The sequence below is a fragment of the Allobosea sp. P1_B10 genome, assembly GCF_056406735.1.
Map to the genome: position 1 here is coordinate 429,467 of NZ_JBFTZP010000001.1, position 12,616 is coordinate 442,082.

A 12,616-nucleotide genomic window follows, 5' to 3' on the forward strand; every position below is an offset into this window, starting at 1 on the left:
GCAATACAGAAAGCCGGCCACCCTAAAAACGGCCGCGTAGGTTCAAGCGGTGTCGCGAAAACGTGCAATAGCGCGATCGACGAGTTCGCGCTCTGTGGCTGCGATCAACGCGTAGCTCGCGACGATGTAGGCTAGGCGTTCTCGTTGCGCGGCCGCATCGACCGGCTCAGGGTAGAGCGCAGCAATCTGCTTCCACGCCCTTTCAAGAGCGCCATGGGCGCGCGCCACATCCGCGGGGTCTTTCAAACTTGAGAACGGCATCGGATACCTCTTGTTCTCTGGTCTAGCCCGTTGCGCCTTATCCGCAATAAAAAAGGGCCGGCCACCCCGAAGGATGACCGGCCTCGCAGTCGCTGTTGGCTCGTGAACGAGGCCCGCCTCTGGCGCCTTTGCTTAGCTTGGCGTCAGTACTGCGTCTTTTTGCTACGTTTCCAGAGGTTGAAGGCATCAAGCGAATTCGGGACAGACGCCTGAAGCGCCTTCACTCCCTTCCGCTCGTGATAGGGCTGAGCCAGCTCGAGATAGAGCGCCTCGTCCGAGAAGCTTACGCCTTGAACGGCCGCATCGTAGCGTGTTGCCGCAAAGACGAGCTTCGGGATACGCGCCCAATAGATCGCTGAATAGCACATCGGGCACGGCTCGGCAGACGAATAGATCACACAATGGGATGTCGCCCCGGTCTGGGGGAGCTTCGACTCGCTCTTCTTAATGCCGTCAAGGCTGAACACGCCGAGTTCCCGGCAGGCGGCACGGATTGCGCTCACTTCGGCATGAGCCGTCGGGTCGCGCCACTCTGGCACGTGATTATGGTTGCGCCAGTAACGGATGACCTCGTTAGTTTCATCGTCTATCTGAAGAATGACCGCCCCAAAGGGCCCGCCGCCACTCTCGACCGAGATGCGAGCTTCATCGGACGCCATGCGCATCCACTGATTACCTTCGGCTTCGATGCCGTCATAGACGCCAGCCGCCTTGATGTTGTGCGCGTGTGAGGGAAAGCTTTTGCAGAGAGCCTCCGGCTCAAGCGTGCACTTCGGATCGTTGCCGTTCCACTCCTGGACGAAACCGAACATCGGGCGATCCTTCAAAAGCGCCGGCTCACCTTCATAGGCCTTACCCCAAGGGATCGCGGACATTTTTGTAGTCTCGGGATTGTAGGGATAGCAAAAATTAGCTTCGGACGGGGTGGCGGCTAGAACTTGCCGCCCCCCAGCGAGCCCGACGGACAAGCCGCCTATTGCAGCGGCGAGCCCGCGAAAAAGGCCTTTGCGAGTAATACTGTGATTGTGGCTTGGGTCATTGCAAGTCATACGATCTCATCCTCCGTCATGCAGATACATGCGGGAGGAAGATCTCCGATCATCAGTCGGCACCTTAACGCACCCGTACGCCGGTCACTAACATCGCTCGCAATCATGAATTATTCGGATATCTCGACCTACTCATCGTGAGGCGTGGCATAGGCCGGCTCGCGTCAAAGCATCTCGATCAGCTTGGCGTAGCGCTGCATGGCGACCTGCAGCTTCATCGCGCTCTCAGCTTTCGCTGCGCTGACTATGGAGCGCCGGGCGGCGGCCGCCGCGGCTTGCTGCTCTGATGTGGCTTCGCTGGATGACCGAACCATATTGCAGACCTCGACCATCGCATCGAAGTCGCCAGACGCTGCCAGAGCTTTGACTTTGATATCGTGCATGGCACAAAAACGAGCGCGCAGCGGCCCAGTTCCATACGAGAAATGGCTACCACAACCGGCGGCGAATGTGATCGCGTGCTAGGCTTGACGAGAACAACTCTTGACCTAAATCACCTCTACCGCGGCTCAGAGCGGCTGCGGACCCACATGCACACAACTCAGGAGGACGTGACCGTGGCACCGGCTTCTGATCATTTCGAGCGGCCCGTCGTCATTCTCAACTGCTTTGGCATACCAACAGCGATCTCGTCGGCGATGGAAGCGTATATGTTCCTCACCGACCTACCGGCCCGACAGCAGGACGCGGCACTCTCATTCGCCAGGAAGGCTTGCCTGGCAGCTGTCCGTGGCGAGGTTGATACCGAGACCGCGCGCGGCCTGGTGTCAGCATGGGCGGAGCGACAGGGCTTGCTGGCCTCCGACTTTGCGGCATTTGTGAGCAGCCGCCGAAGCGGAACGCACGGCAGCGCTTGAAATCAAAAAGGGCTCCGCGGGCGCAAGCCCACGGAGCCCAAGTGTGGCAGAGAGGCGAACGCGAGGAGCCGTTCGCCAGCCGGTTACGCCGGCCACTCGATCGCCGTTAAGGCAATAGGGTTAGCGGCGCTTCTGTCGCATTTTGCGGGCGGCTTCTCTGAGGGCGCGGGGGCGAGGCGACATTATGCGGCCTGCCCGCCAACCCACGAAGGTAGCAATGGCCATTCCTGCAGTGACCATTGCGAAGGCGTAGGCATCGTTCAAGTCTGAGCTCCAATTGCTGTGATCAAGCACCCGGTGATAGGAACGCGCGAAAGGGCCAAAAGGGGTCAGCCGAATGAAGCGCGGGCTGAGTTTTGCCGGGGTGGGCGCTTCAGCTGGCAGCATCGTCGTAAAGCCCCCAGTTGACTCCGGCCCGGTGCCGGGAGATCTCCGAAACTGAGATCGTCGTCCCTGTGTGATGGCTAACGATGCTGCTGCGGAGATCCTGAAAGTGCTTTTCGTGTTGGCCCTCACCGCCACCACGGGCTCGTGCGGCCAACTCGCTCCACGATGCACTACAAATCTCGCGACGAACCTCACCGAGTGTCCATAGAGGCGATGATGTCGAAATTCGTGGTCACATCCCTTGAGCAATACAGAGCGGTTATAAAAGAGGTCGAGAGACTTGCCGACGCACGCGACGGTTCCCAAGAAGCGCGCTTTCGCGATGCCCTGAAAGCTGCCGCCGATGAATGGTGGAGCGCGCAGGGCAGGCTCGCGCACTGAAAAGGCCGCCGTCCTTACGAACGACGGCCCTCGCTCTGTTTTGACAGTGCTGCCCGAGTGCCCGACTGGAGTCACCGCACCCGGATATCCCAATCCTAGCGGATTAGATCATTTGGGCTACTCCGGACAGCGCGGGGCAGCGATGCAGCGTGCGTCAAATGATTGGTTGTCCCCAGCGGCTTTAGTCGAACAGTCGGCCGAATTTCCAGCCGACCCCGACGGCCGCCAACATCCCGAGCGTCACGCCCACCGCTACACACATTTTGCGTTCTCTCTCCGGAGGGACCACCGGCTTGGCGATGGAATAGGCTATAAATCGTAACATAAGCACCCGAAGCGAGGAAAACAATTGACATAACGTCGCCTTGATTTAGATACCTCCAGCATCAATCAAAGCGGCGAGCTAATACGATGAGTTACTCTATTTCTGATGTATCGGAAGAATTTAAGCTGACTTTCAGAACTATTCGTTTTTGGGAGGATCGAGGCCTCATAAATCCAAAACGCGACAAGCGCGAGCGTGTGTATTCCGACGGCGACCGCGCCGTTATTTCTGAGATCGTGAGCCGACGGAGCCAGCATTTCACCGTGGAGGAGATCAAGCAGGCCCTCGATGCCGGCGGCTTCACCAAGCAGCAACTACTCGATCAGACTGAGTTTCTTCGCGAAGAGCGGGTCGAAATCGACCGTGCGTTAGTCGCCTTGGAAGACGAGATTGCAGCGGCAGATTCGCACGACGAACCGCGGCAGGAACAGTTAAAGACACGAGCGCGCTGAGACCGCAGAGGCGGTCGCCCGTTACGGCAATGGCGGAACCCACACGCGACTGGGGCTACCCCGACCGGCGCGGGCGCGGCGCGCGGTCCTTCTCCTCGACGAGTCGCTTGAGATCGCGGACCTGATCGCGCAGCGCCTGCTCCCGATCGTCCTCGATGTCTTCCTGCCGCTTTTTCATCAGAACGACGACCTCGACCATGGAGTGGCCGATGCCGACCATAGCTTCAGCCAGCACGGTTTGCGCCGCCGCGATCTTCTCGAGGCTGGCTGCGCCTTCGCGAGCGGGCCGCATGTCGGCGATCCCGACACCGGGCAGGAAGACGTCGCTGGAAGTCGGAGGCGGGGGGGCCTGCCGCTGCTTGAGGTAATTCTTCGCAGCGAGGTAGGCCGCGACAGCGAACACCCCCGCCATGGCGCCGATGTTTTCAGGCGTGAGCGAGCTAGCGTCCATCTTTCTTGGCCCTGTCCATCTGCCCGGCGTCGGATGCGGCCGCGACCACGTTCATCAGGTCGAGCACCAGCAGCCCAGGGTAGACGGCGAGGCCAGTCGTAGCTGCCTCCCCGGCCCAAAGACCGAAGGATATCTGGAGCCAGAGAAAGCAGCTCAGGAACGAGGCGAGAGACCGCACATGGGGCGACCATCGTCCGTACCAGGTCGAAGCGAAGGTGCCGTTGACGATCAGCGCCAACAATCGGAACACGCCGATCATGATCGCGGCCCAGCCCCATGTCGGTTCGCTCGCCATGGCCGCCATCTGGCGCCAGGCCTGCGACTGGTCGAAGACGGATCCGGGAGCGAGAAGGAGCCAGCCCCACGTCACCATGATCCCGGCCAGCACCCATTCGGAGCGCCGGGCCGGGAAGTGATCGTGGATGCCTCGATAGATCCGGAGGAACGCCATCAGCCCCGCGCCCAGCAGCCCGCAGCGACGCCGCGCTCGAAATGGATGTCGATGCGGCGAGTGTCGGCCGGCGTCGCGCCCTGAACGTTCATCAGGCTGTCCGAGAGCACGCCGCAGGGCCTATTCACCGGAGCGTCTTTCGGCTGGCAGGCAGATGCCGCGAGCGCGATCCCAGCGGCCAGTGCAGTTCTCAACCGTGCGCGCGGCGTCATCGGCCTTGCTCCTCGCCTTGTCATTGGACTGGTGGATCTCGGTGCGCGCGTCAGCGGCGCCGCGGTCATAGATTCCGTCGTAGACGCGCCAGCAGATGAAGCCGGCGAGCGCAGCGGCCGCCAGCGCCAGCCACGCCTTGAGCGGGATCAGCGCCAACGGGCTCATGCTGTCACGCCAGCCGGAAGGTCGAGCGCATCGGCAAGCTCAACGGCCCGGCGCGAGGCGAACCAGCGATAGGCAATGCCGCCGACCGCCAGCAGCGCGCCGGTGACGGCCAGAGCCGCGACGATGTTCGCGATCCAGTCGGCACCGCCCGCGAGTGGCGTCAAGGTGTCGCGCGCCTGGTCAAGGGCCCCGGCAAGGCCGCCCGACAGTGCGCCGGCGCCGGTGGCTGCATCCGCGCCAGCTTTGGCCGGCAGCGGCTTGGCGTTCTCGATCGGCGCCTTCGCGCTCATGCCAGCGAAGAAGACCGGCTGCGGTCCGACAGAGCCTGTGGCCCATGCCTGCCCGATCTGGCGAGCCTGCGTCACGCGGGACGACCAACCGCGCCCGAAGCTCGACCACGTCTTGAGCGCCTGCAGGAAGGCGAGCCGGCGCGCGCAGATGGCCGCGACGAGCTGGTCATGGTCGGGGTGGTTGTCGATCGCCGCGAGCGTGGCCGGCCCAACGACGCCGTCGATGCGGGCAACCATAAGGGCGCGCTGAAGCCATTTGATCGACTGCTGCGGGCCGGAGTTCACGGCGCCGTCAAAGACGACTACGTCGATGCCGGCCGGGAGGTCATCGCCCCTGATCTGGTTCCAATAGCCCTCGCGATAGATCGCGTCGCGCTCGTGCGGCTCCATCAGGTAGACGTCGCGCTTCGGCTTTCCCTTGCGCTCGCGCCATCCGTTGTAGACGCGCTGGATCACGCCTTGGTTGGTTCGGCCGCCCGGGTCTTTCGGGTGGTCGACCTTGCCGCCTTCAAAGACGAGGACGCGCTTCAGCGCTGCGGAATAGTTCGCCGCGGTCATGGCTTACCTCTTGGGTTCGATGTGCTGGACCGCGCGCCAGATGTCCTCGCCGAAGGGCTGAGGGCGGGCGCAGGCGGATGCGAAGAGGCCGAGCCCGATCAGGGCGGCAGCCACGAGCCAGGTCGTCAGGCTCATTGCAGCACCCATGGCGAGAGGATCACGAGACCCCACAGCGCCCCCACCGCGACCTCGGCTCGAGCCCAATCGAAGGGGCCGAGCGGGCGGAAGAAGCCGGCATAGACAGCAGTGGCGGCAGCGGCGAAGACCGGCGCGGCGAGCAGGAACCACCAGTTGCCGAGCAGCCACGCGACGACAGCCACACCCGGCAGGACGAAGAGCATCCGCAGGAAGGTCTGGACGATCGGCGGGCCGAAGAACGCGAGGAGGTCTTCGAGCACGGACGGCGATCGCGCCGGCGCGTAGCCGCCAAGGCCGGCGAGGCAATGGCCCCAAGACCAGATGCCCCAGAACAGGAAGCCGGCGGCGAATGCCAGCGCGATCGGCCAGGGCTGCACGGCCCACGCCAGCAGGCCGACGGCTGGCGCCACCCATAGCAGCGCGCGGCCCGGCAACTTGTCGCCGCCAAGACCGCCGCCACGGACACGGTTGAGCAGCGCGCATGCCACGACAAGGCCGCACGCCAGGAGCGTTTGCAGAAGCATTGGGATGTCCTGATTGAGAGTAGGGACTACAGCGCGGCGCGCAGGAGAGGCAGACCTAAGTCACGGTAGACGGCCCCAATGACGTAAGGCAGGATCAAGAAAACGAGGGGCTACATGTCAAACCAAACGAAACTGCCGCAGAAGCCGGTCATCGCTTTCTCAGACCCGCATCAGGTACCCGTCCAATACACCGACTGGGTCATCAACTGCGGGATGCACAAAGACCTTGCGAACATCAATCTCGGGGTCATCGACCACTCGATGCGGTCTTCAGAGGCCGACCCTCTCGCCGTCACGGTCGTGGCAAAGCTGCGCTTCACCCGCGCGCTCGCCGAGAACCTGCACAGCGCGCTGGGCAGCATGCTCGGGGTGGATGCAAAGACCAGCGCGGCTATCGACCCGGCTCAGTTCAGAAAAGCGAACTGAGGCGCACTCAGGCCGCAGCAGCCTGCCGCGCCACCTCGGCTGCAACCATCAGGCTCTCGTCGACATCGGCCTCGTCGAATCCCATGACGGGGGCGAGGCGAAGAAGCTCGGCGCGATAGACGTGGTTGGCATACTCGAAGCGCTCGAAGGCGATGAGACCTTCCGGCGTGCCGCTGTCCTTGGCGGCGTCGATGGCGGCCTTGACCTCGGAGAACCGGCCCATCTGGATCAGGGCGACGCGCCAGTCGGACAGCGTCGGGCCGTCAGGGATAGCCGGCGGCGGCGCATCGACCAGCGTCCAGACCCGGCGCGGCGAGCCGGCGTTGTCGACGAGGCTCGACCCCGTCTGAACCTTCCCCGCCGGGATCTCGTCATCGACGATCGCCTTGATGCCCTTCGCCGTCCGTTGCTGCGGAGACCAGTTCATCACCGTGCCGTAGCTCGACACCGTTCCATTCGCCTCGACGAAATCCTGCCCAGGCTGAAGCTCGACCCAAGCAGGGCCGTTGTATGCGAAACTGTTCATGATCAGTCCTCAGATAAACCCGGCAGGAGGGGTGTATGAGAACGGCGTCGCGCCGAATTTGGCGACGCCGGTACAGCTCGGACTGGGGTTGAAAGTGAAGTACCAGTCACCTGTCCCAATATTAATTCCGCCCGTCCCGGCCGAAGGGTTGCCAAATAACCAAACACCGTTTCGGCCGTACCATAGGTTACCTGTGTTATTATCGAACGCCATCATGACGGTATCGCCTTGATTGTATGCGTCGAAAGATCCCATATTCGATGAATTTGTATAAATCTGATTTGATGCGTAGTAAGCGATTGCATCAGCGACAAATCCAAGGTTTGTACCTGATACGCTTACGCTTGATTTGCTCAGTCCTATGGTAGTGTTATTTCCTGATTGGATAGACATATTTAATTCGGCGTATTTTTTACCAATCACCCTTGTCGTAGCTCTTACCAAGGAGTTGTTGGCAGATCCTGCGGCGGTGAGGTTGCCATTGCTCAGTGTGATGGAGGCGTCCTTATCGAGCGGGTTCCACGTCATTGACGGAGCGCCAGCCGGCGTCATCATCAAGGGATTGATTCCGAACATCAGGCAAACCCCTTGATGAATGTCGCTTCGATGGTCGGGGTCGCGCCTCCGACTTCCACGAAATAAGCGATGCGATCGACCGTGTTGGCAGCGGTTGAGGCGGTTGGCGTGCCGCCTGTGAATTTCCACGCCGAGCTGAAAGAGAGCGTGCGAGAGCCCGTCCCGTCTTGCTTGATCCTGATCGTTCCCGACTGACCAGCGATCGAGTTTGTCGGCGTCCCGATTGTGCGGTTGGCCGCGATCGTGACAGAGAAATTGAAGCCAGCGCCCATGTCCGCCGTAATGGTCGCAGCGTCCGTCAGCGCGACGGGGGCCATCGCGTCGCGGATCGCCTTTGACGTGGTGTATTTCGCGTCGTCGGTGCCGGTGCGGAGGTCGGAGCCGGCAGCTTTCGTCAGTGCCGCAGGGATCGTCGGCTTGTTCGCGAGGTCATCGTATGAGCCGCTCGATGCGACAGTTGCGAGCCCGAGCGTCGTCCGGGCCGCCGCCGCATTGGCGTCGTCGAGCAGCGTCTTGGCGAAGGCGGTCAGGTCGAAGGTGCCGGCCGTACCGGATCCCGTGAACTGGATGCCCTTGTCCGCTGCCGAGGTTAGCCCGGCGAGAGCCCCGAGGATCGCGCTATAGGCCTGCACATTGGTCCCGATGACGAGCCCGAGCAGGGTCCGCATGGTCGCGTAGTCGGTTGCCGAGATCAGCGAGCGGCCATTGGCCGAGGCGTCCGATAGATTTGCGACGGTGTGGGTGTGCGAGGCCAGAGCGAAATAGGCGTCCGCCCGCGTGCCGGCCGTGCCGATGCCGAGCGTGGTGCGAGCCGCCGCAGCGTCCGCGTCATCCAGTAGCGTCCGCATGAACGAGGTGAGCGTGAACAGCGCGGCGGTGCCGGAGCCGGTGAAATACGGCACGGTGTCGGCCGCCGAGGTGAGGCCAGCGATCGCCGAGAGTTCAGCGTCTGCCGCCTGGACGTTCGTGCCGATCACCAGGCCGAGCGTCGTCCGCATCGCGGCTGCATCGACATCGTCGAGCAGGGTCCGCGCGAAGGACGTCAGCGCCGTGAGGTCGACCGTACCAGCGCCGGTGCCGTAGATGAGCTTGTCGCTCGCCATGGTGAGCGCGGCGATGGCGCTGAGCAGCGCATTGCTTGCCTGCGCGCCGAGGCTCGACAGGGTCGGCATGGGCCCGAGGCTCTTCAGGACGTCGCCGRTGCCATCGGCGAAGCCAGCGACATCGTTCGTCGCGACCGTGCCGGTCGTGGTGACGTCGCCGTTGCCCTCGCCGGCCGGGCCGCGCACATCGACGGCGAGGCCGATCGTGCCTGTCGGGCCTGAGGCGCCGATATAGGAGCCTGTGGCCGGCTTGGTTCCACTCCCGCCGACCCAATCGACGATCTGCTTCACCCGACGATCGCCATCATTGACGATCGCCTCGACGGAGGTCCAGCCATTGATGCCGACCGAGCCCGGCGATGCACCGACCCGGATCGTCCAGTCGCTATACGAGCCGGAGCCGGTCACCTTCGTCACGTTCACCGTCAGGCTGGTGCCGGAATAGGCCGTCACCTGACCTTCCATGAAATTCGTGGTCGGATTCGCGTCCGAGGAGATCAGCAGGTTCTGGCCGACGCCGAAGAACTTGCCGGCCTGCGTGGTGAGCGCCTTCGACCCGGTCGAGACCGAGACAGAGGTCGAGGATGATCCGATCAGCTTGGCCGCGCTCGCAGCCGCCTCGGTCGCGCTCGCTGCCGCCTCTCCCGCCTTGGTCGTGGCAATCCCTGCCTGTGTGGTGGCGGTCCCAGCACTCGTGCCTGCCGACGTGGCATGGCCAGATGCCGTGGACGCGGAACCAGCGGCGGCCGTCGCACTTCCGGAGGCCGCCGTCGCGCTGCCCGCGGCTGCCGTGGCACTCGCAGAAGACTCGCCCGCCTTGGTCGTGGCAGTGCCGGCCTGCGTGGTCGCGGTGGTCGCGCTGGTGCCTGCCGTGGTCGCGCTGCCCGCCGCAGCCGTCGCTGAGGTTGCCGCCTCGCTTGCCTTCGTGGTCGCGGTGCTCGCGCTGGCCGCCGCTGCCGTCTTGCTGGCGTCGGCCGCCGTGGCAGCATCCGCCGCGCCTTCGCCGACCGTCGCGACATCCTGCAGGGCCGGCACGAAGTTGACGCGGTGGCCGTCGTTCGCCAAGCCGCCGGCATTGGTCGTAGCCGAATAGTTGCCCCCATTGAAGAAGGAGGCGAGACGCGCAACGGCATCCGTAAAAGCGGACATTAGAGGGCCTCCGTGATGTCGAATGCGGTCGAGGCCAGCCCGACGTTGAAAAGCTGGATCGAGGAAAGCTCGGTCAGGTTGCCGAGGAAGCTGCGCTTGCTGCGGTTCGCGACATCATCGGGATCGGGGATGACGAAGACCTGCCGGTCGAGATTGCTGACCGCCTGGATGCGGTAGACGTCGCTCCAGACCTCGGCATCGGGCAGGTATGGGAAGGCGAAGCGGAAGAAGCGCGCGCTCTTGCGGCGGTTGTAGTAGCGGGAGCCCCCGAGCGACTGCTGCGTCGTGGTGTTGGGTTTCCAACCGAAGCTGTTGCCCTCTGGCGAGAAATTGATGCTCGGCTGCCAGGCGAGCCCCATGAACAGACGACCGATCTCGACAAAGCCATCGGAGTTTCCGGCGTCCTCGAGCTCGAAGCGCCAGTATTTCGCAGTGGTGTCTTGGTCGAAGATATGGACGACGAAGATGCCGGCCTTGTCGGGATCGTCGATCGGCTGCACGCCTGTCCAGAAGTTCGGGTCTTCCCACGGGAGGTCGAGCGAAGGGACAGCCTGCGTGCCGATGTCTCGCGATCCGCTGTCGTAGACTTCCATCGTCATCTCAGCGTCGGAGAAGCTCCGGATCCGGTACCGCGCTGACGAGGTAAAGTTCGTTGGGCCGAAGGCGAGCGCCTTGAAAGTGCGGGTCGCGTTCAAGGCTATGTCGAAGGTGGTGGCCTCCGGCGTCAGGTTGGCCGAGCGCGCGCGGCGCGTCGGTCGCGGGTCTTGCATGCCCGTCAACGGGAGAGACCATGTGCCTCCCGAAAGCGTGCCTTCATCCGCCGCGTTGTCGTAGAGCAGGATCAATCGGCCCATGCTTCAGCCACCCATGTAGATGCAGGCGATTTGGGATCGCGCGTTGGACGACTCGCGGGCTCGGGCGACGGTCGAGGCCCGCACGATGTCGTCTTCCTGCCGGGTCGCCTTGCCGGGAACGGAGGAGGCCACCAACAGATCGCCGACACCCACCACCGTAGCAGGCGCGAGGTTGATCTGCCCTTCGCCGACCGCGTTCACGAGGATCAGGCGATAGGCACGGCCCAACTCGGCGACATCCTCGTCGGAGAGATCGTCGCCCATCGCCGCGGTGCGGGTCCAATCCATTTCGGACGCGAACACGCCGAGCGCCGGCGCGCCCGCACAAGCGACGCGACCACGGCAGAGCGCGTTCGAGATACCGTTGCGGTGCACCACACCGTCGTCAGCGATCAGGTCGCCGATCTCCGGCAACGGCTCGTCAAGCGGCCAGAGCAACTCGTGCGCGCCGGTGAAGGGCCCATAGGCGCCGCTGCTGGCATAGAATGCCCATGTAGGGCTGATCGACTGGACCGACCCAGCCGACCCGTTCGAAAACGTAGCAGTGAAGGCGCTTGGCGAGCTCCGGTTGACCGACAGAATTGGGCCGGCTGTCCCACCCCAGATCGAGGCCACAAGACCGGAAGCGGAGTTGACGAGGATCCGTCCGCCGAAGCTCTGAACCTCGACATTCGGGAAACTCGTTGCCGTGCGAAACGTGCCTCCCACGATGTCGGCGCCAGTAATCGTGCTGCCGTTGATCGTGACGCTGCTGATCGAGATGCCTACCAGGTTGCCGAAGGTGATCTTGTCAGCGCTGAGGTTGGCGATCTTGGCATTGTCGATCGAGGCGTTGGCGATCTTCGCGTTTGTGATCGCGCCGTTCTCGATCTCGGCCGTGCCGATCGCGGCCGTTCCGATCTTGGCGCGCGTGATCGCCGCATCGTCGATCTGTGCCGTGCCGACGGCGGCGAAGGCGATCTTGGCGCGCTGGATCGCCGCGTCCGCAATCTCCGTCGTGCCGACCGCGTTTGCCGCGATGGCCGGCGTGGTCACGGAATCGGCCGCGAGCTCCGTCGCTGTAATAGAGCCGGGCGCAGGCTGCGCTGTCCCCGCCGTGCCGGCCACCCCTGCCGTGGGAGAGACCGGATGCCACTCGCCATAGAGCAGGGAGACGTTGCGAGCCCGCACCCAGTAGAAGCGGGTGGAGCCCGCGGGAACGCCAGCATGGAGGAAGGCATCAGTGCCCTCGCCGACCTTCATCGCGGCTGATCGGTCGTTGCTCGCCGATGCCCAGACCTCGACCGCAGCGAGATCCAGATAGGGCAAGCCGCCGACGTTCGGGTTCGTCACCGACCACTGAAGCGCAAGCTGGCCTACCCCGCTCGTGGCAGTGAGCCCCGAGCAGGTGATGTTGCTGTCTGCCATGGATGGCTATCTCTGCTCGAAACGGACGCAGCCGAAGTCCGTGTGGGTTAGCAGCGTGTTCACTGGTCCCCCG

General features: G+C 63.5%; 18 protein-coding genes. 4 read left to right on the plus strand and 14 right to left on the minus strand.

All coding sequences use genetic code 11. The annotated features are described in order from the left end of the window. Positions 1–42: 42 nt before the first annotated feature. From AC1D2L_RS02060 to AC1D2L_RS02070, 3 genes are all read right to left on the minus strand, one after another. Positions 43–261, minus strand: a complete 219-nt coding sequence (locus tag AC1D2L_RS02060; protein ID WP_476844141.1) for a hypothetical protein — start codon at positions 259–261, stop codon at positions 43–45. A gap of 143 nt (positions 262–404) precedes the next feature. Further along, positions 405–1,136, minus strand: a complete 732-nt coding sequence (locus AC1D2L_RS02065; RefSeq protein ID WP_476844142.1) for a nucleoside deaminase — start codon at positions 1,134–1,136, stop codon at positions 405–407. 338 nt (positions 1,137–1,474) lie between these two features. Continuing rightward, positions 1,475–1,693: a hypothetical protein gene (locus AC1D2L_RS02070; protein ID WP_476844143.1), complete on the minus strand. Its 219-nt coding sequence runs from the start codon at positions 1,691–1,693 to the stop codon at positions 1,475–1,477. A gap of 147 nt (positions 1,694–1,840) precedes the next feature. Here AC1D2L_RS02070 and AC1D2L_RS02075 point away from each other — a divergent pair, with 147 nt between their 5' ends. The 3 genes from AC1D2L_RS02075 (at position 1,841) to AC1D2L_RS02085 (ending at position 3,712) form a co-directional block, all read left to right on the plus strand. Next, positions 1,841–2,167 (plus strand): DUF982 domain-containing protein, encoded by a 327-nt coding sequence (locus AC1D2L_RS02075; protein WP_476844144.1) that lies wholly within the window; start codon positions 1,841–1,843, stop codon positions 2,165–2,167. Between the two features lie 603 nt (positions 2,168–2,770). Continuing rightward, positions 2,771–2,935: a hypothetical protein gene (locus AC1D2L_RS02080; RefSeq protein WP_476844145.1), complete on the plus strand. Its 165-nt coding sequence runs from the start codon at positions 2,771–2,773 to the stop codon at positions 2,933–2,935. A gap of 411 nt (positions 2,936–3,346) precedes the next feature. Continuing rightward, on the plus strand, positions 3,347–3,712 hold the full coding sequence (locus AC1D2L_RS02085; protein WP_476844146.1) for a MerR family transcriptional regulator: 366 nt from the start codon (positions 3,347–3,349) through the stop codon (positions 3,710–3,712). Positions 3,713–3,767: 55 nt separating this feature from the next. Here the strand turns inward: AC1D2L_RS02085 and AC1D2L_RS02090 are convergent, their stop codons facing one another. The 6 genes from AC1D2L_RS02090 to AC1D2L_RS02115 all read right to left on the minus strand — a co-directional run bounded on the left by AC1D2L_RS02090 (position 3,768) and on the right by AC1D2L_RS02115 (position 6,502). Then, positions 3,768–4,163, minus strand: a complete 396-nt coding sequence (locus AC1D2L_RS02090) for a hypothetical protein (RefSeq protein WP_476844147.1) — start codon at positions 4,161–4,163, stop codon at positions 3,768–3,770. Beyond that, a complete protein-coding gene (locus AC1D2L_RS02095; protein WP_476844148.1) occupies positions 4,153–4,614 on the minus strand; it encodes a hypothetical protein in 462 nt (153 codons plus the stop codon). The genes AC1D2L_RS02090 and AC1D2L_RS02095 overlap by 11 nt, the downstream gene beginning before the upstream one ends. Before the next feature lie 120 nt (positions 4,615–4,734). Continuing rightward, a complete protein-coding gene (locus tag AC1D2L_RS02100; protein ID WP_476844149.1) occupies positions 4,735–4,983 on the minus strand; it encodes a hypothetical protein in 249 nt (82 codons plus the stop codon). Between the two features lie 5 nt (positions 4,984–4,988). Continuing rightward, on the minus strand, positions 4,989–5,840 hold the full coding sequence (locus AC1D2L_RS02105) for a glycoside hydrolase family 108 protein (RefSeq protein ID WP_476844150.1): 852 nt from the start codon (positions 5,838–5,840) through the stop codon (positions 4,989–4,991). Positions 5,841–5,843: 3 nt separating this feature from the next. Next, positions 5,844–5,975, minus strand: a complete 132-nt coding sequence (locus AC1D2L_RS02110; RefSeq protein ID WP_476844151.1) for a hypothetical protein — start codon at positions 5,973–5,975, stop codon at positions 5,844–5,846. Next, the gene (locus AC1D2L_RS02115) at positions 5,972–6,502 is read right to left on the minus strand and encodes a hypothetical protein (RefSeq protein WP_476844152.1); all 531 of its coding nucleotides are present in this window, start codon (positions 6,500–6,502) and stop codon (positions 5,972–5,974) included. The genes AC1D2L_RS02110 and AC1D2L_RS02115 overlap by 4 nt, the downstream gene beginning before the upstream one ends. A gap of 114 nt (positions 6,503–6,616) precedes the next feature. On the opposite strand from AC1D2L_RS02115, the gene AC1D2L_RS02120 reads away from it, so the two are divergent. Beyond that, positions 6,617–6,928: a hypothetical protein gene (locus AC1D2L_RS02120; protein WP_476844153.1), complete on the plus strand. Its 312-nt coding sequence runs from the start codon at positions 6,617–6,619 to the stop codon at positions 6,926–6,928. A gap of 7 nt (positions 6,929–6,935) precedes the next feature. On the opposite strand, the gene AC1D2L_RS02125 is transcribed toward AC1D2L_RS02120, so the two are convergent. From AC1D2L_RS02125 to AC1D2L_RS02145, 5 genes are read right to left on the minus strand one after another with little or no spacing between them, the layout of a single operon-like run. Continuing rightward, the gene (locus tag AC1D2L_RS02125; protein WP_476844154.1) at positions 6,936–7,454 is read right to left on the minus strand and encodes a hypothetical protein; all 519 of its coding nucleotides are present in this window, start codon (positions 7,452–7,454) and stop codon (positions 6,936–6,938) included. 9 nt (positions 7,455–7,463) lie between these two features. After that, on the minus strand, positions 7,464–8,030 hold the full coding sequence (locus AC1D2L_RS02130; RefSeq protein ID WP_476844155.1) for an SPRY domain-containing protein: 567 nt from the start codon (positions 8,028–8,030) through the stop codon (positions 7,464–7,466). Continuing rightward, on the minus strand, positions 8,030–10,282 hold the full coding sequence (locus AC1D2L_RS02135; RefSeq protein ID WP_476844156.1) for a hypothetical protein: 2,253 nt from the start codon (positions 10,280–10,282) through the stop codon (positions 8,030–8,032). Before AC1D2L_RS02135 ends, AC1D2L_RS02130 begins: the two co-directional genes overlap by 1 nt. After that, the gene (locus AC1D2L_RS02140; protein ID WP_476844157.1) at positions 10,282–11,136 is read right to left on the minus strand and encodes a hypothetical protein; all 855 of its coding nucleotides are present in this window, start codon (positions 11,134–11,136) and stop codon (positions 10,282–10,284) included. The genes AC1D2L_RS02135 and AC1D2L_RS02140 overlap by 1 nt, the downstream gene beginning before the upstream one ends. Positions 11,137–11,139: 3 nt before the next feature. Beyond that, on the minus strand, positions 11,140–12,543 hold the full coding sequence (locus tag AC1D2L_RS02145) for a hypothetical protein (protein WP_476844158.1): 1,404 nt from the start codon (positions 12,541–12,543) through the stop codon (positions 11,140–11,142). Positions 12,544–12,616 lie beyond the last annotated feature (73 nt).

Excerpts from the sequence above, each read along its gene's own strand:
- AC1D2L_RS02090 (WP_476844147.1), bottom strand. The coding sequence starts at position 4,163 with ATGGACGCTAGCTCGCTCACGCCTGAAAACATCGGCGCCATGGCGGGG.
- AC1D2L_RS02065 (WP_476844142.1), bottom strand. The coding sequence starts at position 1,136 with ATGTCCGCGATCCCTTGGGGTAAGGCCTATGAAGGTGAGCCGGCGCTT.
- AC1D2L_RS02120 (WP_476844153.1), top strand. The coding sequence starts at position 6,617 with ATGTCAAACCAAACGAAACTGCCGCAGAAGCCGGTCATCGCTTTCTCA.
- AC1D2L_RS02145 (WP_476844158.1), bottom strand. The coding sequence starts at position 12,543 with ATGGCAGACAGCAACATCACCTGCTCGGGGCTCACTGCCACGAGCGGG.
- AC1D2L_RS02115 (WP_476844152.1), bottom strand. The coding sequence starts at position 6,502 with ATGCTTCTGCAAACGCTCCTGGCGTGCGGCCTTGTCGTGGCATGCGCG.
- AC1D2L_RS02110 (WP_476844151.1), bottom strand. The coding sequence starts at position 5,975 with ATGAGCCTGACGACCTGGCTCGTGGCTGCCGCCCTGATCGGGCTCGGC.
- AC1D2L_RS02095 (WP_476844148.1), bottom strand. The coding sequence starts at position 4,614 with ATGGCGTTCCTCCGGATCTATCGAGGCATCCACGATCACTTCCCGGCC.
- AC1D2L_RS02130 (WP_476844155.1), bottom strand. The coding sequence starts at position 8,030 with ATGTTCGGAATCAATCCCTTGATGATGACGCCGGCTGGCGCTCCGTCA.
- AC1D2L_RS02140 (WP_476844157.1), bottom strand. The coding sequence starts at position 11,136 with ATGGGCCGATTGATCCTGCTCTACGACAACGCGGCGGATGAAGGCACG.
- AC1D2L_RS02060 (WP_476844141.1), bottom strand. The coding sequence starts at position 261 with ATGCCGTTCTCAAGTTTGAAAGACCCCGCGGATGTGGCGCGCGCCCAT.
- AC1D2L_RS02070 (WP_476844143.1), bottom strand. The coding sequence starts at position 1,693 with ATGCACGATATCAAAGTCAAAGCTCTGGCAGCGTCTGGCGACTTCGAT.
- AC1D2L_RS02125 (WP_476844154.1), bottom strand. The coding sequence starts at position 7,454 with ATGAACAGTTTCGCATACAACGGCCCTGCTTGGGTCGAGCTTCAGCCT.
- AC1D2L_RS02085 (WP_476844146.1), top strand. The coding sequence starts at position 3,347 with ATGAGTTACTCTATTTCTGATGTATCGGAAGAATTTAAGCTGACTTTC.
- AC1D2L_RS02075 (WP_476844144.1), top strand. The coding sequence starts at position 1,841 with ATGCACACAACTCAGGAGGACGTGACCGTGGCACCGGCTTCTGATCAT.
- AC1D2L_RS02105 (WP_476844150.1), bottom strand. The coding sequence starts at position 5,840 with ATGACCGCGGCGAACTATTCCGCAGCGCTGAAGCGCGTCCTCGTCTTT.
- AC1D2L_RS02080 (WP_476844145.1), top strand. The coding sequence starts at position 2,771 with ATGTCGAAATTCGTGGTCACATCCCTTGAGCAATACAGAGCGGTTATA.